At 45.2% G+C, this 17,136-nt stretch carries 17 protein-coding genes; 5 read left to right on the plus strand and 12 right to left on the minus strand.

The window, feature by feature from the left end:
• Positions 1-213: 213 nt before the first annotated feature.
• Positions 214-4,734: a glutamate synthase large subunit gene (gltB, locus tag AC59GT_RS16485; RefSeq protein ID WP_497238639.1), complete on the plus strand. Its 4,521-nt coding sequence runs from the start codon at positions 214-216 to the stop codon at positions 4,732-4,734.
• A gap of 4 nt (positions 4,735-4,738) precedes the next feature.
• The gene (locus tag AC59GT_RS16490; RefSeq protein ID WP_497238640.1) at positions 4,739-6,220 is read left to right on the plus strand and encodes a glutamate synthase subunit beta; all 1,482 of its coding nucleotides are present in this window, start codon (positions 4,739-4,741) and stop codon (positions 6,218-6,220) included.
• 297 nt (positions 6,221-6,517) lie between these two features.
• On the opposite strand, the gene AC59GT_RS16495 is transcribed toward AC59GT_RS16490, so the two are convergent.
• Genes AC59GT_RS16495 through AC59GT_RS16505 form a run of 3 tightly spaced genes read right to left on the minus strand, consistent with a single transcriptional unit; the run spans position 6,518 to position 8,882 of the window.
• Positions 6,518-7,180, minus strand: a complete 663-nt coding sequence (locus AC59GT_RS16495; RefSeq protein WP_497238641.1) for a YdeI/OmpD-associated family protein — start codon at positions 7,178-7,180, stop codon at positions 6,518-6,520.
• 12 nt (positions 7,181-7,192) lie between these two features.
• Positions 7,193-7,720 (minus strand): RNA methyltransferase, encoded by a 528-nt coding sequence (locus AC59GT_RS16500; RefSeq protein ID WP_497238642.1) that lies wholly within the window; start codon positions 7,718-7,720, stop codon positions 7,193-7,195.
• A complete protein-coding gene (locus AC59GT_RS16505) occupies positions 7,713-8,882 on the minus strand; it encodes a galactokinase (RefSeq protein WP_497238643.1) in 1,170 nt (389 codons plus the stop codon). The genes AC59GT_RS16500 and AC59GT_RS16505 overlap by 8 nt, the downstream gene beginning before the upstream one ends.
• Before the next feature lie 132 nt (positions 8,883-9,014).
• Here AC59GT_RS16505 and AC59GT_RS16510 point away from each other — a divergent pair, with 132 nt between their 5' ends.
• Positions 9,015-9,308, plus strand: coding sequence for a YciI family protein (locus AC59GT_RS16510; protein ID WP_497238644.1), 294 nt, complete (start codon positions 9,015-9,017; stop codon positions 9,306-9,308).
• A 13-nt stretch (positions 9,309-9,321) separates the two neighbouring features.
• Here AC59GT_RS16510 and AC59GT_RS16515 read toward each other — a convergent pair whose 3' ends face one another.
• The 4 genes from AC59GT_RS16515 to AC59GT_RS16530 all read right to left on the minus strand — a co-directional run bounded on the left by AC59GT_RS16515 (position 9,322) and on the right by AC59GT_RS16530 (position 13,923).
• Positions 9,322-9,732 carry a hypothetical protein gene (locus tag AC59GT_RS16515; protein WP_497238645.1) on the minus strand — a complete coding sequence of 137 codons (411 nt, stop codon included), beginning with the start codon at positions 9,730-9,732 and terminating at the stop codon, positions 9,322-9,324.
• A 62-nt stretch (positions 9,733-9,794) separates the two neighbouring features.
• On the minus strand, positions 9,795-10,664 hold the full coding sequence (locus AC59GT_RS16520; RefSeq protein WP_497238646.1) for an aldo/keto reductase: 870 nt from the start codon (positions 10,662-10,664) through the stop codon (positions 9,795-9,797).
• Positions 10,665-10,741: 77 nt separating this feature from the next.
• The gene (locus AC59GT_RS16525; protein WP_497238647.1) at positions 10,742-11,140 is read right to left on the minus strand and encodes a DUF1761 domain-containing protein; all 399 of its coding nucleotides are present in this window, start codon (positions 11,138-11,140) and stop codon (positions 10,742-10,744) included.
• Positions 11,141-11,205: 65 nt separating this feature from the next.
• Positions 11,206-13,923, minus strand: a complete 2,718-nt coding sequence (locus tag AC59GT_RS16530) for a carboxypeptidase regulatory-like domain-containing protein (RefSeq protein ID WP_497238648.1) — start codon at positions 13,921-13,923, stop codon at positions 11,206-11,208.
• A gap of 101 nt (positions 13,924-14,024) precedes the next feature.
• Here AC59GT_RS16530 and AC59GT_RS16535 point away from each other — a divergent pair, with 101 nt between their 5' ends.
• On the plus strand, positions 14,025-14,507 hold the full coding sequence (locus tag AC59GT_RS16535; RefSeq protein ID WP_497238649.1) for a CYTH domain-containing protein: 483 nt from the start codon (positions 14,025-14,027) through the stop codon (positions 14,505-14,507).
• Positions 14,508-14,804: 297 nt separating this feature from the next.
• Here AC59GT_RS16535 and AC59GT_RS16540 read toward each other — a convergent pair whose 3' ends face one another.
• Positions 14,805-15,017, minus strand: a complete 213-nt coding sequence (locus AC59GT_RS16540) for a hypothetical protein (RefSeq protein ID WP_117382338.1) — start codon at positions 15,015-15,017, stop codon at positions 14,805-14,807.
• 131 nt (positions 15,018-15,148) lie between these two features.
• Positions 15,149-15,715, minus strand: coding sequence for a GNAT family N-acetyltransferase (locus AC59GT_RS16545; protein ID WP_497238650.1), 567 nt, complete (start codon positions 15,713-15,715; stop codon positions 15,149-15,151).
• A gap of 97 nt (positions 15,716-15,812) precedes the next feature.
• Here AC59GT_RS16545 and AC59GT_RS16550 point away from each other — a divergent pair, with 97 nt between their 5' ends.
• Entirely contained in the window at positions 15,813-16,307 is a 495-nt protein-coding gene (locus tag AC59GT_RS16550) for a hypothetical protein (protein WP_497238651.1), read from the plus strand.
• Between the two features lie 65 nt (positions 16,308-16,372).
• On the opposite strand, the gene AC59GT_RS16555 is transcribed toward AC59GT_RS16550, so the two are convergent.
• The 3 genes from AC59GT_RS16555 to AC59GT_RS16565 all read right to left on the minus strand — a co-directional run bounded on the left by AC59GT_RS16555 (position 16,373) and on the right by AC59GT_RS16565 (position 17,082).
• Positions 16,373-16,564: a hypothetical protein gene (locus tag AC59GT_RS16555; RefSeq protein ID WP_117382335.1), complete on the minus strand. Its 192-nt coding sequence runs from the start codon at positions 16,562-16,564 to the stop codon at positions 16,373-16,375.
• 76 nt (positions 16,565-16,640) lie between these two features.
• Positions 16,641-16,832: a hypothetical protein gene (locus tag AC59GT_RS16560; protein WP_117382335.1), complete on the minus strand. Its 192-nt coding sequence runs from the start codon at positions 16,830-16,832 to the stop codon at positions 16,641-16,643.
• A 58-nt stretch (positions 16,833-16,890) separates the two neighbouring features.
• Positions 16,891-17,082, minus strand: a complete 192-nt coding sequence (locus AC59GT_RS16565) for a hypothetical protein (protein ID WP_117382335.1) — start codon at positions 17,080-17,082, stop codon at positions 16,891-16,893.
• Positions 17,083-17,136 lie beyond the last annotated feature (54 nt).

Consider the following 17,136-nt stretch of genomic DNA (forward strand, 5'->3'; position numbering starts at 1 on the left):
AAAGGCTTCATTTATTATGTGTGCATATTAATAGTAAGTCCAAAATTATCAACTTACTATTTTTTGTATACTATTTTTATAGACATTGCAAAAAGCATATTTGTTATGCTGATTGTTTTACAATAATCTAAAAAATGTACCTCTGATATTATAAAATTATTATTATTAAGTAACTTCGTTATTACCCGAATTACAAATACTCGGTTAAAAACGATGGATCAAACTGAAGGCAACCAGGGTCTCTACAGGCCCGAATTTGAACACGACTCTTGCGGAACAGGTTTTATAACCAACATCAACGGACATAAATCGCACAACATTATTGATGATGCTCTAACGATGCTGGAAAACATGGAGCATCGTGGTGCCTGTGGCTGTGACCCGGAAAGCGGCGACGGTGCAGGTATATTGATACAGCTTCCGCACGAATTTTTAATGGAAGAGTGCTCTAACCTGGAGATTAGTTTGCCTGAACCCGGCGAGTACGGCGTAGGGATGATCTTTTTCCCTAAAGAGCCATCATTAAAAAAGGCCTGCCGCACCATTATTACCAATGCAATAGAAAAACTTGGGCTGCACAAACTGGGTTACCGCAAAATGGCGGTTGATTCATCAGTAATTGGTGAAACCGCCCGCCAGGCCGAACCGGATGTGGAGCAATTGTTCATCTCCCGCCCGCACCATATTACCAACGCCGACGATTTTGAGCGCAAGCTGTATATATTAAGGCGCTACATCAACAAAACAGTTGTTGATACCGTGCCCGGCGCAGGGGAGTATTTCTACTTCACTTCGCTATCCTGCAAAACCATTGTGTACAAAGGCCAGGTAACTACTTACCAGCTGCGTAAATATTTTTCAGATCTTGCTGATCCGCGTATGGCATCTGGCTTTGCCATGATCCACTCGCGCTTTTCAACTAACACTTTCCCTTCCTGGAAACTGGCTCAACCATTCCGCTTAATTGCGCACAATGGCGAGATCAACACGCTTACCGGTAACCTTAACTGGTTCTATTCGGGCTTAAAGTCCTATGCATCTTCTTACTTCACTGCCGAAGAAATGGATATGCTACTGCCGGTTATTGACAACAACCAGTCCGACTCAGCTTGCCTGGATAACATCATCGAAGTATTGCTGCACTCCGGCCGTTCGTTACCGCACGTAATGATGATGCTGGTACCCGAAGCATGGGATGGCAACGAGCAGATGGATCCTATCAAAAAGGCGTTCTACGAATACCACGCTACCCTGATGGAGCCTTGGGATGGCCCTGCCGCTATTACCTTTACTGATGGTAAACTGGTAGGCGCCTTGCTTGACCGTAACGGCCTTCGCCCGCTGCGTTACGTTATTACCAATGATGGCCGTGTTATCGCCGCTTCTGAAGCAGGTACGCTTACCATTGACGAGAGTACCGTTGTACGTAAAGGCCGCCTGCAGCCCGGTAAAATGCTCCTGATAGATACCGAAAAAGGGCGCATCATCACCGATGATGAGATAAAGAAACAAGTTGCTTCGCAGCAGCCTTATGGCCGCTGGCTGGAGAATTATAAAATACAACTAGGCGAACTTTCCGAGCCTCGTTTGGCATTCGCAAGTTTGTCGCCCGATTCGGTTTTCCGCTACCAGCAGGTGTTTGGTTACACCCGCGAGGATATTGATACCATCATCAAGCCTATGGCTTTGGACGGTAAGGAGCCTATCGGCTCTATGGGTACCGATGTGCCGCTGGCCATCCTGTCAGACAAGCCTCAGCACCTCTCCAGCTACTTTAAGCAGTTTTTTGCCCAGGTTACCAACCCGCCGATAGACCCTATCCGCGAGCGTTTGGTAATGAGCCTTGCTACCTTTATAGGTAATAACGGTAACCTGCTGGATGAAGACAAGATGCACTGCCACTGCGTAGTGCTTAACCACCCCATATTAAAAAACCACCAGCTTGAAAAGCTTCGGTCTATAGATACCGGCCTTTTCCATGCTAAAACCTTACAAACTTATTTCAAGGCTGACGGCTTGCCGGGCTCGCTTGAAAAAGGTATAGCGCGCCTTTGCCGTTATGCAGAGGATGCTGTTGATGATGGTTTCGAGGTGTTGATCCTGTCTGACCGTGCTGTAGATTCGGAGCACGCGCCTATACCAATGCTGCTTGCTGTTTCGGCAGTGCACCACCACCTTATTAAAAAAGGATGCCGTGGTTCGGTAGGTATTGTTGCCGAAGTGGGCGACGCATGGGAAGTACACCACTTTGCTACTTTACTGGCATTTGGCGCTACTGCTATCAACCCGTACCTGGCGCTGTCTACCATTGAGACATTAAGGAACAATGGCAACCTGGAGACTGATCTGGACCTTAAGTCGCTTTACAAAAACTACGTTAAGTCAGTTAATGATGGCTTGCTCAAGATCTTCTCTAAAATGGGAATATCTACCCTGCAGTCGTACCACGGTTCACAGGTGTTCGAGATACTGGGCATTAACAAAGCCGTTGTAGATAAGTACTTCCATGGAGCAGTTACCCGTATTGGCGGATTAGGCCTTGATGAGATTGCCCGCGAGGCGCTTTGCAAGCACAAAATTGGCTTCAGCAGCAATAAAACGGATACCAAGCTGCTTGCCGAAGGTGGCATTTACCAATGGAAACGCAGGGGCGAAGCGCACTTGTTTAACCCGGATACTGTTCACCTGCTACAGCATGCTACCCGCAGCAACAGCTACGCCGTTTACAAAAACTACGCTGCCAAGGTTAACGAACAAACAGAAAAGCATTACACCATACGCGGCTTGCTTGACTTTGCGCATCACCGCGAATCCATCAGTATAGATGAGGTTGAACCGGCAGAAAACATCATGAAGCGCTTTGCTACAGGTGCCATGTCGTTCGGCTCTATCTCACATGAGGCGCACAGCACAATGGCTATTGCCATGAACCGCATTGGCGGCAAAAGCAATACCGGCGAAGGCGGCGAGGACGAGATACGCTACGATAAGCTGCCAAACGGCGATTCGATGCGTTCTGCTATCAAGCAGGTAGCTTCTGCACGTTTTGGTGTAACAGCTAATTACCTCACCAATGCCGATGAACTACAGATAAAGATGGCGCAGGGTGCAAAACCAGGCGAAGGCGGGCAGCTGCCGGGTCATAAGGTAGACGATTGGATTGCCAAAACCCGCCACTCTACCCCTGGTGTTGGTTTAATATCGCCACCGCCGCACCACGATATTTATTCTATTGAGGATTTGGCACAGCTTATCTTCGACCTAAAGAACGCTAACCGTGCAGCGCGTATCAACGTTAAGCTGGTATCAAAAGCGGGTGTAGGCACCATTGCCGCGGGTGTTGCAAAGGCGCATGCCGATGTGATATTGATAGCCGGTTATGATGGTGGTACAGGTGCATCGCCAATAAGCTCTATAAAACACGCAGGCTTGCCTTGGGAACTTGGCCTTGCCGAAGCGCACCAGACCCTGGTACGCAATAAACTACGCAGCCGTGTAGTGCTGCAAACAGATGGCCAGTTAAAGACCGGTCGTGACCTTGCCATTGCTGCCCTTATGGGTGCCGAAGAGTGGGGAGTTGCAACTGCGGCATTGGTTGCAGGCGGTTGTATCATGATGCGCAAATGCCACCTGAACACTTGCCCTGTTGGAGTAGCTACGCAGGATCCTGAATTAAGGAAACTGTTTAGCGGTAAGGCTGACCATATTGTGAATCTGTTCCGCTTTATGGCTGAAGAGCTGCGCGAGATAATGGCTGAGCTGGGCTTCCGTACCATTAACGAGATGGTAGGCCGCGTACAGTTCCTGAAGGTTAGGGACAACATCCAAAGCTGGAAAGCTAAAAAGGTTGACCTGAGCGGCATACTGCACCCGGTGACCAATGCTAAAGGCTTAACGCTTTACAACAGCGAAAAACAGGATCACGGGATGGATGCCATCCTTGACTGGAGATTGCTGGAAAGCGCTAAGGTTGCGCTGGAAGACAAGACCCCGGTATTCGCCACGTTTGATGTAAAGAACGTAGACCGTACTATTGGTACGCTTCTTTCTAACGAAATATCAAAGATCTACGGATCTGCAGGTTTGCCTGACAATACCATCAACTACAAATTTAAAGGCTCTGCAGGGCAAAGCTTTGGCGCGTTCACCACAAAAGGCATTTCTTTTGAACTGGAAGGCGAAGCTAACGACTATGTAGGCAAGGGATTATCCGGAGCACAGCTGGCTATTTATCCTGCTGCTAGCGCGACTTTCACACCCGAAAATAACATCATCATTGGTAACGTTGCGCTGTACGGCGCCACCTCTGGTGAGCTGTTTGTTCGCGGTATGGCAGGCGAGCGTTTTGCGGTGCGTAACTCCGGCGCCACAGCCGTAGTAGAAGGCACCGGCGATCACGGTTGCGAGTACATGACCGGCGGCCGTGCACTTATCCTTGGTAAAACAGGCCGTAACTTCGCTGCAGGCATGAGCGGCGGTTTAGCCTGGATATACGATCCGGAGAAAAGCTTTGCAGCTAATTGCAACACCGAAATGGTAGACCTTGACCCGCTGTCGTTAAAAGACGAAGAGCAAATATTAGACTTACTTAAGAAACACATTCACCTTACCGGCAGCAAGATTGCGCAAACCATCCTGAAGAACTGGAATGAAGCGTCGGGCAACTTTGTAAAGGTTTATCCAAAAGAGTACAAGAAGGTGATAGAAAAACAACAATACCAAACAGCTAGTTAATTTTATGGGAAAAGTTACAGGATTTCAGGAATTTAACAGGGAACTTCCCCAAAAAACACCGGTTGCAGAAAGGGTAAAGAACTATAACGAGTTTGTAGGCCTGTACCCCGAGGAAAAGCTTAACCAGCAGTCTGCACGCTGTATGAACTGCGGTATACCTTTTTGCCACAACGGCTGCCCGCTGGGTAATGTTATACCTGAGTTTAACGACGCGGTTTACCGCAAGAACTGGAGCGAAGCTTACCAGATATTATCATCAACAAATAACTTCCCGGAGTTTACCGGCAGGATATGCCCGGCTCCGTGCGAATCGGCATGTGTGTTAGGCATTAATAAACCACCGGTTGCTATCGAGGAGATAGAGAAGCACATTATAGAGATAGCCTACTCTAAAAACATGGTTAAGCCTGTTGCGCCGCTTATTAAAACGGGCAAAAAGGTAGCCGTTGTAGGGTCGGGACCGGCAGGATTGGCCGCTGCGGCACAGTTGAGCAAAGCAGGGCATGCAGTAACCGTTTACGAACGCGACGACCGCCCGGGTGGTTTGCTGCGCTACGGTATTCCGGATTTTAAATTGGAGAAGTGGGTGATAGACCGCCGTATCCAGATCATGGAAGAAGATGGTGTGGTGTTTAAAACCAACGTTGAAGTAGGTAAGACCATTCCTGCAGACGAACTGGTGCGGACGCATGATGCTGTTGTACTGGCTGGAGGTTCAACCATCCCGCGTAACCTGCCTATACCCGGCAGGGAGCTGAAGGGTGTTCACTACGCCATGGATTTTCTGAAACAGCAAAACAAGCGTGTGAGCGACATTGCTGTTGAAGGCGAGGAAATTATTGCTACAGATAAAGATGTGGTAGTTATAGGTGGTGGTGATACCGGCAGCGATTGCGTAGGTACATCAAACCGCCAGGGTGCACGGTCGGTAAAGCAGTTTGAGGTGATGGTGCAGCCGCCTGAACAGCGTACCGCGCACATGCCATGGCCAACGTACCCGATGGTGCTTAAGACAACCAGCAGCCACGAAGAAGGGGTTGAACGTTTCTGGGGCATCAACACCAAAGAATTTTTAGGCGACGAGAACGGCGAACTGCGTGCACTTAAGGTGTCTGAAGTTAGCTGGGAAATAGATGTAATGGGCCGGCCAATTAAGTTTAGCGAAGTGCCGGGCAGCGAGCGGGAGATACCTTGTCAGCGCGTTTTCCTGGCAATGGGCTTTGTTAACCCACAGTTCGAAGGTGCTTTACAGCAACTTAACGTAGCGCTGGACGACCGCAAAAACGTGAAGGCTAAAGAAGGTAACTTCCGCACGAACGTAAGCAAAGTGTTTGCAGCAGGCGATATGCGCCGCGGGCAGTCGCTGGTGGTTTGGGCAATATCCGAAGGCCGTGAGGCTGCACGCAAGGTAGACGAGTTCCTGATGGGCCACTCCAACCTGGAAAGCAAGGACGCCGTTAACCAGTTTGAGCAGGTATTCTATTAAGACGTTTTACAAAATTAGCATAGTAGGAAGGCTGCCTTATGGCGGCCTTTTTTGTTGCCGGGCAAATGGCTTTTTATACCTGTAATAAATACTATTACTTGCAAATTTATCTTGTTTTTACCTGTTTTTTTGCTGCGGTTTTTGAAGGTTACTGCAAGGTTTTCAGGTAAAAAACCGCCTTGCCGATGCTTTTTTCGAAGGTTTTTACCATGAGGAAGCGGTTCGCCAAAAGAGTGTTCAAAATGCACCGGCACAAAAAAAGCTGAACACTTTTGAACACCTGGCGCAATTCGGCTGCTATTTTTCTGAAGGATTTTTCTTCCCGGCGGCAAGCATTTCCACCATCTTAGTCAGGCGTGCCTCGCGGGTTTTTTCCTGTTTGGCGCTTAGTATCCAAACAACGTATTCCTTTCTATGAGAGTAGGCGAGGGTATTAAAGTAATTGAGAAGCTCGGGCCTTTGCGAAAGGAGTACCGCGGCATCATCAGGCAATCGTACGGTCTTATCATTCGGGTTGATATATGCCGAGTAGTCGTTGGCTTTGATAGCCTCGTTGCGTGATTCAGAATGCTTTACGAGGCTTTCCGGCCGAAAACGGAGGGTGGTCCACACATCATCAATAGCCGCAGATGCTACAGGGCGTAATCCATATGGCTTGGACGCTTCCCAGCCGCTCATCATCTCCAGATCTGTATCTATGCCCTTCTTCTTCTTCGGGTATATGCACCAAAGTATAGTATCCGGTTTAAGGATATTCGCTAATAGTTTAAGCGAGCTTTTAAATTCAGTGCTGTTCTTAACGAAAAACTGTATTCCATTCACAGCATCACCCAAACTGTAAGTCAGCGTTATACTTTCAGGCAGGGGCTCCAGCTTAGCGGTATAACCTTCAGGAGCATCAAGGATTAGCCAGGTTTGTCCGGGCTTCATTAACAGTTTTTTGGCAAGGTGGCTGATCATGATAGGGTGATCTTAATTGAGTTTAGAAAAGAAATCCCAAAGCACAATACCTGCCGATACCACAATATTAAACGAATGCTTGGTGCCGAATTGCGGTATCTCCAGGCAGGTGTCTATCATCTGCATGGCTTCATCGCTTACACCATTTACTTCATTGCCGAAAATAAGGGCGTACTTTTCTCCCGCAGCTGGACTAAACTCATTTAGCATTGTGCTATTTTCTGCTTGTTCAACAGCAACTATCTTGTACCCATCAGCACGTAGCTTAATCAGAGCCGCAGTTACATCCTCAAAATACTCCCAGTGTACTGATTGGGTAGCACCGAGAGCCGTTTTCTCTATTTCGCGGTGTGGCGGTTGCGCTGTAATGCCGCACAAGTATACAGCAGTTGAGGCAAAGCCGTCGGCTGTGCGGAAAATGGAGCCAATGTTGTGCATGCTCCTAACATTATCCAGCACTACTACAACGGGCAATTTGTCTTGTGCCTTAAATTCCTCTACAGAGGCGCGGTTTAGTTCGTCGAGCTTAAGTTTACGCATGTACGGTATTTTGCAATAAACCTACTCCATCGCCAATAAGAGAGCTGTAAACGGTAGGAGCGTAGCCTATGGTGTTTGTGTAATACTCCGTTATTTCGGCGCTAAATTTTTCAAATGCGCTTGATTTTACCAGCGCGATGGCACAGCCTCCGAAACCAGCACCGGTCATCCTGGCACCGCCAACATCGGGGTTGGTTTTGCTGTAGTCCACAACTGCATCCAACTCTTTACCGCTTACCTCGTACAAATCGCGCAAGGAGTCATGAGAGGCATACATTAACCGGCCAAATTTGTTAAGATCATTAGCATTTAAAGCTTTGGCCGCCAACTTAACACGGTCATTTTCCTCAATAACGTGTGTGGCGCGTTTTAAAACGACCTCGTCAGTTATCAGATGCTTGTACTTGCTTAAGGTTTCTGTATCTATATCACACAGAAAGTTTATGTCTAATTCCTTTTTTAGCGCAGTAAGCGCCGACTGGCATTCCTGTACGCGTTCGTTGTATTTGGATTCCGCCAATTTGCGTGGTTTGTTGGTATTTATAATAGCCAATACGTACTCTCCAAGATTGCTGTCTACAGCCTCGTATTCGAGTGTGTTGCAATCTAACATCAAGGCCTTGTTCTTTTCACCAAAAGCTACCGAGAACTGATCCATTATGCCGCTGTTCAGACCGATAAAGACGTTTTCTACCCATTTAGAAAGAAGAACGAGTTCGAGCTTTGTATATCCCCCATTAAAAAGGTCATTTAGAGCAAAAGCGGTAGCTACCTCTATTGAAGCCGAAGACGATAGGCCCGAAGCAATAGGGATATTGCCGTAGTAAAGCATATCTAACCCTTTCAGAGTTTTACCATCTTTTAAGAAGTGCGTAATTACACCTAGAGGATAGTTATACCAGGATGTCCCGGTCTTTTCGTAAGTATCGTTAATCGGAACCTCAGCAGTATCTTCAAAATTGAGGCTTTTAAAACGAAAGACGTTATCATTGTTTGGTGCAACCAGCAGGTAAGTTCCAAACGTTACGGCACACGGCATAACCAGGCCGCCATTATAGTCTATATGTTCGCCTATCAGGTTTAGCCTTCCCGGGCAGAAATAGGTTTGCGTAGGTTGCTTATCGTAGTATGTAGAGAACTCTTCTCTCAGGCGATCTTCCATGGTTGTAGTAGTATAGCGCAAATATTGTAAAACTTACAGTTATTTGCGGCGGTTTGGCAGATTATAGATTTATTTTGTTGGTTAAACACAAGCTCTGTATACTTGTTAGTCAGTTATACTAACAATCAAAAAATGAACCAATACTTAATTACAGCCTACGACTATACGGACGAAGGCGCTATTGACCGCCGAATGAATGTACGCCCTCACCATCTGGACGGAGCTGCTGCACTAAAAGCTGTTGGGAACTATGTGCTGGGAGGAGCAATGCTGAACGATGATGGCAAGATGATCGGCTCGGTGATGGTGCTCCAGTTTGAAAGTGAAGAAGGGCTTGAAGCCTGGAAACAAAGTGAACCCTACATTGTGCAAAAGATATGGGAAACGGTAGATGTAAAGCCATTCCGTGTTGCCAGTGTGGGATAGTACCGGCAGTTAATTACTCAGCATCAGAAAAACTGTCAAAGTACCAATATCCCTGTGGATTTTTGACATAGTTTACCAAGTAACTATGACCATCAGTGCGAATGTTGAAAGAAAGATTGTATACCGATTTATCCTGCGGGATGAATTGTTCTAATATACTATCGGCTATTAACTGGATGTTTGCAGCCTGATTATTAACGATAGGTGCAGGTTGTAAACTCGCCTGATAATCGTCAAAACTTGAGAACTTGTAGGTGATACTTGCTACGGAGCCAACTGACTGCCTGGCTGCTTCGAAAGCGGCTTGTTCGGCTTGCAGGCGATATTCTTCCATTGCTTTTAGAAGGTCTTCGGCGGATATTTCTGGTATACCGTCTGCGTTTTTTACTTCGTAGCTGTTTAGTATTTCTTCTTTAGTTTTCATCCTTTCAAAGATATTAGTAGTTAAAGGAAAAGGGCACTCATTAGTGCCCTTTTCCTTTAAATTTATCCACCTACCGGCGGCGAGATAGCATCGAGTTCATCGATATCTTCTTGGTCAAGCTTAACGTTTGCGGTTTCCATGTTTTCTTCCAGGTGTGTAACACTTGATGTACCCGGAATTAGCAAGATGTTAGGCGAGTGGTTCAGGAGCCAGCTTAGTGCTACCTGGTGAACAGTAACACCATGTTTATCCGCTACTTTTTGCAGCACTTCCTCGCTGTGTATATTTCCTCCACTAAGCGGGTACCATGGTATAAAGGCTATGTTGTTTTGTTCGCAGTATTCTAAAACACCTTCCCATTTGCGGTTATCTACACTGTACATATTTTGCACAGACACCACCTCAAAGAACTCGCTGGCTTTTTTTATGTCTTCGACATCCACTTCTGACAACCCAATATGCTTGATCTTACCATCCTGTTGCGCCTGTTTAAGGAAGGCAAAAGTTTCTTCGGCAGGCACTTTAGGATCAATACGGTGTAATTGGTAAAGATCGATTTGATCAAGCTTTAATCTTTTAAGGCTTCCTTCCAGAGCTTCTTTAAGATGGGCGGGACTTGCGTCTACCGGCCACTGATCTGGCCCAGTACGAAGCAAACCCCCTTTAGTGCCAATTACCAGATTAGCGGGGTAGGGGTGTAATGCCTCGGCAATCAATTCTTCCGACACATTAGGGCCGTAGCTATCAGCTGTGTCTATAAAAGTAACGCCTAATTCTAAGGCTCGCTTTAATACTCGTATAGATTCATCGTGATCTTTCGGCGGCCCCCAAATTCCTTTGCCGGTTATACGCATAGCGCCATAACCAAGCCGGTTTATTGTAAGATCGCCGCCTATGCTAAATGTTTTTTGAGATGTTATTTCGTTGCTCATCGATATTTAATTTATCAAATAAGTAACGTCGCGGTGGTGACATTGTTCATAATACAACGCCATAGATGTGTCATATACTATCGCCAAACGCCAATTATAAATCCCATTGCCGTTAATGATACGACGCTGTATCCGCCGTTGATAAAAATCAGCCTCCATGATTTTAGTTCGAAAAGGCTGTGTATCGCTATGGCAGCAAAGGTCCATACTCCCGCTAAGAAGCCTGCGGTAGCACCCCAGCTTGCATCGGTTTTTGCATCGGCCAAAAACATGGCCAGGTTAGCTGCCATCAAGAGTGAGAAAAAGGCTGTAAACCCAAAGATCCTGATCTTGTTGGCGGCTTGGAGTTGTTCGGTATTTAAATTGTTGTCTGATTGCCAAGCATTAGCAAATAGGAGAGGTGAATACCATAAGCCTCCGATCAAAAAGGCTGATAAAGCAGCTATGATAATAGCTGGCCAGTGTACAAACGACATATTCATAAATGATTAAGTTTTAAGTGATAATAAAACTAATAAATTATGGGCAAGTAATGCAAACGCTATTTCACAGTGTATCTATACACGTACCGCCCCAGGTTGCCATCAGCATCCATGCCTTCTATAGTTGCCTTGTAAGTTCCCCTGCCATCTGCATTGTAGAATTCCACAAAAGTAGCGCCGGTTGTTTTATCCGTTACCACCTTAGGGTTCCAGTAAATGGTAGTACGTAGGTCACCACCAAGATTGCCTGTTTTAATAACATCATACTTAGGAGAGTAGAACTCCCGGTTAATGGCGTAGCCCAGCGGCATTATGGTAAGTATATTTGGAGGCGGTATTAGCTCCTGTAATTGTGCAAATGATACTTTAGTGCCTTTCTCTTTCTTTTTCAACGTTATTTCTACAAGGCCGGCAGTGCCGTACTGCGCGTCAATGCCGCTAACGCCAGTATTTTTAAACACCTCAATGTTATCAACTTCCGCGACTGAAACCGTACTTAGTGAAGTAAAATCTACCGGCATCCCGTTTAGAAAGACTTGCATAGGTTTTTTGTCGCTGTTGTAATTACGAGCAAGATAGATTATGTTGTTATCGACCGTTACCCCAAGCAGCATGGATGGTAAGCAGGTCATTAAGTTATTACATCCTTTAAGTCTGCTGCCATCAACAGTTTGGTCGGCGAGTGCTGGTAGGCCAGTTAAAGCAGGAAAATTCGAGTGGCTAGCAGGCTTTATAACAGTAGATTTAATCACTACTTCTTTCAAAATGTGCAGGTTATCGTACCTGCGTTTGCTGTTTTGCAGATAGTCTTTAAATGTACTGTCGATATTTACAACCTCATCCCCAGTCATGCTGTTTTTTGATGGATATTGGTAAGTTTCATCATTCGCAGTTACAACCAGGTTCCTGCTTGGTGTGTTGGATGCACGGCCAGTAATAATAACTTTAGAGGAATCGGCAAAGTTTAATTTGGAGAAGCGAAAATTGCCAACCATATCGGTCACTGCCTCTGCAAAAAAGTTCTTAGAAGGTACCTGCAGTTTAACATACCCTTTGGAAATGGTCATGCCGGTACTATTACGTAAAACGCCGCTTACCTCAAGCCCGTTTTGTTCTGGAAGTATAGTGATGTTAGGTGCCTTTCCTGCAATTATGTTTCGGTAAGAAATGCGCCTGTAACCTTGAGTAAGCATCAATATGTCCAGGTTATCTGCTGCGGCTGCATCTTTGCCAAAATAATAGTTGGGTTTTTCTATATACCCTTTAAGGTCTGATGTAAGTAACAGGCTTGTTAATATTGTAGTTTCCGAGCTCTCATCAAACGGTACCTTGGTTTCGTCTATAACCGATATCGAGAAGTTACCGGCCACCGGCAGGGTCTTGTTTTTTGCGGATACCGCCAACCTAACCTTTTGACGCGTGGTATAGCTTTTTGCGGCTGAAGTTAGCGATAAGTTAAGTGCATCATTATGCTGGATAAAAACAACACGTTCTGAAAGCGCTACACCATGATCAGTTAATAAAGTAAGTTGTACTAATCCGGTCGGGAATTTGCTTTTAGGGATTGCTGCGCTGTAAATGGCGCTTGTTAACGATGTTTGTGCTGCAAAGAAAACAGCGCCCCCACTTTGTGCAATTATATAGTAGACCTTGCCTTGGTTGGCTTGAAAATAAGTGCTATTTGCCGAAATTTTTATTGTAAGGTTCTCGGGATCGTTGTTATAAGCTGATAGGTTTATTCCTGAAGCCCGGATGCGGGGCATGTCGTAGCTGCCTTTATTGCCGTCGGTGTAGGTGACGTTGACCTTATAGGTTTTACCCTCTTCGGGTGTAAAGGCAAAGAAACCCATACCCAAATGCGCCGAGGTTATTGTAGCTACCACAGTTCCGGTGTTGTCTGTAACGTCGCCTTTCACATCGGTACCTGTGCCATTGTTATTAATCGCTTTAAAGGCTACTTTAGAACGTACGCCGGTAATAAGTTCGCCACCTTCCGGAAAGAACTGAATATCGTTACCACCAACAAAGTTCTTAAGCGGAAAGCTGCTGGTTACTGCTTTACGATTGCCCATATCTATAACTGTAACCAGCGTTCCGTTTTTTATGGGTGCGGCGCTGCCGGTAAATTCAGCCGTTAGTGTTCCGTTTGCATCGGTGGTGCCTTTTCCTTTGATTATCTCTTCGCCGTTTGATACTACCGTCCAGGTCACTTTTTTATTGGCCAGTAATGTATTACCCTGCTCTTTATAGGTTATAGCTGCGTTAACCTTGGTTGCACCGCCGTTTACTGTAGATTTAAATGAAGCGTTTGTAGCCACCTCGTTTTGCACGGCATTGCCTATTACTACATTCTTATTAAAAAAGTACTCGGGTTCATAGTTGCGCATGTAAGCCGTAAAGGCCCTTAAATGATAATTTCCCTGTCGGAAATCAGAGGGTAGCAGTGGCAGGCTGCCGCTGGCAATACCATTAACTATCGGGAGCTTAAGTAACCTGCTGATAGAATCCTGCCCATTTGCAATATCTACGTACACTACATTGCTTATTTGTGTGGGCAGGTGGTTATCCATGGTTACATATGCCTTAAACCAAATAGTATCTCCTGCGGCATAGTAGGGCTTATCAAGGTGCAGGTATACTTTCTCGAAAGGGTAGGTGACTATTTGTTTCGAGGTTTTGGTAACTATAGTATTCAAACTTACTGTATCGCGCTGGGCCAAAGCAGGCAGGCAAAACGCGATCAGCAGAAGAAATAATGCGTATCTTTTTAAATTCATCGTAAAATAAGTGTACCGGGCTAAGATAAACATTTAGCTTTATGGGCTGTTTAATATGCAGGGGTTTTAACACTTTATAACATTATTGTTAGATAAATAGTATGGGTATCGAAATAGAAAGAAAGTTTTTGGTTGACCATGCAAAATGGCAGGCAATTAGCAAACCCGAAGGCAGGTTGTTTAAGCAGGGCTATATATTAAGTGATGACCACCGTGTCGTGCGTATCCGCGTGACGGATACAGTTGCTTACCTTACCCTTAAAGGCAGCACCACGGGTATTACCCGCAGCGAATACGAGTACGAGATACCAATTGCTGACGGTAATGAAATACTTAACGACCTCACCATATCTAAGATTGAGAAGACCCGTTACGAAATAGAGGTTGGCGGCAACACCTGGGAGGTAGATGTGTTTACCGGCGACAACGCGGGACTGATTGTGGCGGAGATAGAACTTAACAGCGAAGGCCAGCAGTTTGAAAAACCTGACTGGGTGCTGCAGGAAGTAAGCACTGATAACCGTTACCATAACTCCAACCTGGCGGTTACACCTTACAAAAATTGGGGTGGGGTGAGCATCTGATTTTACTCCAACTGTTCAAAAGTGTTCAGCTTTTTTTGTGCCGGTGCAATTTCGACGCAATTTGAACACCTGCAGAAAACCTTCATAAATAGCCTTCAAAAGCATCAAAATGCCTGTTTTTGTATTATTTTGTGTGCAGTAACCTTTAAAAATCGCACCAATTCACATTGTCATTTTTAGTTTTTTTTGGAATGTGGAATTTTTTTACAGGTATAAAGCGACAAATTTTTAATTCCAAAAAAAAGGAGCGGTTGCCTTGGCAACCGCTCCTTTTTTCCTTTTTACAGGAAGTATTATTTACCAGCCGCTACCTTTTTTAGCGTTGCCGTTTTTGATGTGCTCTTCGGCAGTGGCTTTACCCATTATAGCAGCCATCTTGTTGCCTTCGGCATCTTTGCCGGTTGCAATATATCTGCCAGACTTGATGTCGATAACCGGATCGATCATAGGTACATTTTTTGTCTTTGTTTTTACCGAATAGGCCGTAATGCCTCCTGATTTTGCTGCCATGATGTGTAATGTTTTTTTTAGTGTAACTGTATTGTTTATAAATTGTTTTTAGAAGCCTGCGTTAAGTTGTGATAAGCACAAGCATTAGGTTTGCAGGCGGCAAGATATGTATTTCTAATTAACTAACAAATTTAATACGGGCTTGTATAATTTGTTACAAGCAGCGAGTAGACTGCAGAATCGAGGAATTTACCATCAAAGTAATGGTTCTCTCTATAGTAAGCCTCTCTTACAAAACCGTTGCGCTCCAGCAGTTTTATAGAGGCCTGGTTGTCCGGGTCAACGTTGGCTTCAATGGAGTGTAAACCCATATCATTAAAGCCGTAGGCTATAACAGCTGCAATGGCTTCCTGCATAAATCCTTTGCCCTGGTGGCTCGTAGCCAGCATATAACCAATTTCTGCACGGTAGTTGTGTTTTTCTATGCGCCAAAGGCAAATATTTCCAATAGCCTTATTATCAGCATGCTCTGTTATCATCCAGTTAATACTTTCATTTGCCGCCTGGTTGCTTTTTATTATCTCCACCCAGGCATTTGCCTCATTGTGGCCAGTCATCAAAGGCCTGCCAATGTACTGCATCATCTCTGGGTCAGACCGTACGCTGAGCACATGTGCAGCATCCGCACTCTCAATGTCACGAAGCAACAGGCGGTTGGTTTTTAGCGTTGGGAAGGGTGTGAAATTGGTTACAAGCATGGCGAATTGATTAGCCCGAATATAGCTTTAAACCAAAAAGAAAAAAGAACTTTTTAAGCATATACTTGTAGTATATCCAACTTAAATGTTACACAACATGAGACGATACGTAATAATATTAGCAGCTGCCATGGCCTCATGCGCAGGAAACAAAAGCGAAAAAAATGCAGACAGCCTTGCTACAGACAGCGGGAAAGGGGACACTTCGTATGCCGCGAAGCTAAATACGCCGGCGCAAAACATGGAGTATTGTTTTTTACGCACTGAAGGGACGGAGAACCAGGATACCACTGCTGTTCACCTGATAATAAACGGAAACAAAGTAAGCGGCGAATTAAACTGGCTGCCAAAAGAAAAAGACAGGCGTAAGGGTACTTTGCTGGGCACACTAAACGGCAATAAAATTAATGCCGTATGGAGCTTTATGCAGGAAGGCCAAAAGGATACAATGGCAGTTCAGTTTAAGCTTTCATCACAAAGCCTTGGCCAAAAGCCGTACGTTACAGACACCAAAACGGGCAGACAGCAAACGGACAGCCGTGCAGATTATACGCTGAACTATAACCTGGATAACTGTACCACAGGCAAATAAATAACTCCGGGTGTCAGGCTAGTGTGCCTGGCACCATTTCAAACGTATGCAGATCAACCCTCTGGTTAGTCGGCAGTGCCTACGTCTTTTCTTGTATCTGCAGTACCTACATCTTTCCTGGTATCAGCAGTTCCAACGTCTTTTCTTGTAGAAGTGGTCTTTTTAGTGATGGTATCGCGGTGAGCGGGAACGATGGTGAATGCCGATACGATACCTGTTGTTAATACTAATGCTGCTGCTATGATGGTCTTTTTCATGATTGCTTGATTTTGGATTGCTCCTGTTATTAATAAGATTGAGTTAGTGTTCTACTTGCGACTCAAGACTTTGAACTTAATCAGCGGTGCCTACGTCTTTTCTTGTATCAGCGGTACCTACATCTTTCCTGGTGTCTGCTGTTCCAACGTCTTTTCTGGTAGAGGTTGTCTTTTTAGTGATGGTGTCGCGGTGAGCGGGAACGATGGTAAATGCTGATACAATACCTGTTGTTAATACTAATGCTGCTGCTATGATGGTCTTTTTCATGATTGTTGATTTTGATTTTCTATGATTATTGATGATTACTTTTCTACCTGCTACTTAATTAATCAGCCGTGCCTACGTCTTTTCTTGTGTCCGCTGTACCAACATCTTTCCTGGTATCGGCAGTTCCAACGTCTTTTCTTGTAGAGGTGGTTTTCTTAGTGATGGTATCGCGGTGAGCGGGAACGATAGTGAATGCTGATACAATACCGGTTGTTAATACTAATGCTGCTGCTATAATGGTCTTTTTCATGATTGTTGATTTTGATTTTTTATGATTAATGATGATTACTTTTCTACCTGCTAC

The organism is Mucilaginibacter sp. 320_HR (assembly GCF_059691875.1).

Bases quoted from the DNA above. Each gene is read 5' to 3' on its own strand.
- gltB (WP_497238639.1), top strand. From the start codon at position 214: ATGGATCAAACTGAAGGCAACCAGGGTCTCTACAGGCCCGAATTTGAA.
- AC59GT_RS16490 (WP_497238640.1), top strand. From the start codon at position 4,739: ATGGGAAAAGTTACAGGATTTCAGGAATTTAACAGGGAACTTCCCCAA.
- AC59GT_RS16495 (WP_497238641.1), bottom strand. From the start codon at position 7,180: ATGATCAGCCACCTTGCCAAAAAACTGTTAATGAAGCCCGGACAAACC.
- AC59GT_RS16500 (WP_497238642.1), bottom strand. From the start codon at position 7,720: ATGCGTAAACTTAAGCTCGACGAACTAAACCGCGCCTCTGTAGAGGAA.
- AC59GT_RS16505 (WP_497238643.1), bottom strand. From the start codon at position 8,882: ATGGAAGATCGCCTGAGAGAAGAGTTCTCTACATACTACGATAAGCAA.
- AC59GT_RS16510 (WP_497238644.1), top strand. From the start codon at position 9,015: ATGAACCAATACTTAATTACAGCCTACGACTATACGGACGAAGGCGCT.
- AC59GT_RS16515 (WP_497238645.1), bottom strand. From the start codon at position 9,732: ATGAAAACTAAAGAAGAAATACTAAACAGCTACGAAGTAAAAAACGCA.
- AC59GT_RS16520 (WP_497238646.1), bottom strand. From the start codon at position 10,664: ATGAGCAACGAAATAACATCTCAAAAAACATTTAGCATAGGCGGCGAT.
- AC59GT_RS16525 (WP_497238647.1), bottom strand. From the start codon at position 11,140: ATGTCGTTTGTACACTGGCCAGCTATTATCATAGCTGCTTTATCAGCC.
- AC59GT_RS16530 (WP_497238648.1), bottom strand. From the start codon at position 13,923: ATGAATTTAAAAAGATACGCATTATTTCTTCTGCTGATCGCGTTTTGC.
- AC59GT_RS16535 (WP_497238649.1), top strand. From the start codon at position 14,025: ATGGGTATCGAAATAGAAAGAAAGTTTTTGGTTGACCATGCAAAATGG.
- AC59GT_RS16540 (WP_117382338.1), bottom strand. From the start codon at position 15,017: ATGGCAGCAAAATCAGGAGGCATTACGGCCTATTCGGTAAAAACAAAG.
- AC59GT_RS16545 (WP_497238650.1), bottom strand. From the start codon at position 15,715: ATGCTTGTAACCAATTTCACACCCTTCCCAACGCTAAAAACCAACCGC.
- AC59GT_RS16550 (WP_497238651.1), top strand. From the start codon at position 15,813: ATGAGACGATACGTAATAATATTAGCAGCTGCCATGGCCTCATGCGCA.
- AC59GT_RS16555 (WP_117382335.1), bottom strand. From the start codon at position 16,564: ATGAAAAAGACCATCATAGCAGCAGCATTAGTATTAACAACAGGTATC.
- AC59GT_RS16560 (WP_117382335.1), bottom strand. From the start codon at position 16,832: ATGAAAAAGACCATCATAGCAGCAGCATTAGTATTAACAACAGGTATT.
- AC59GT_RS16565 (WP_117382335.1), bottom strand. From the start codon at position 17,082: ATGAAAAAGACCATTATAGCAGCAGCATTAGTATTAACAACCGGTATT.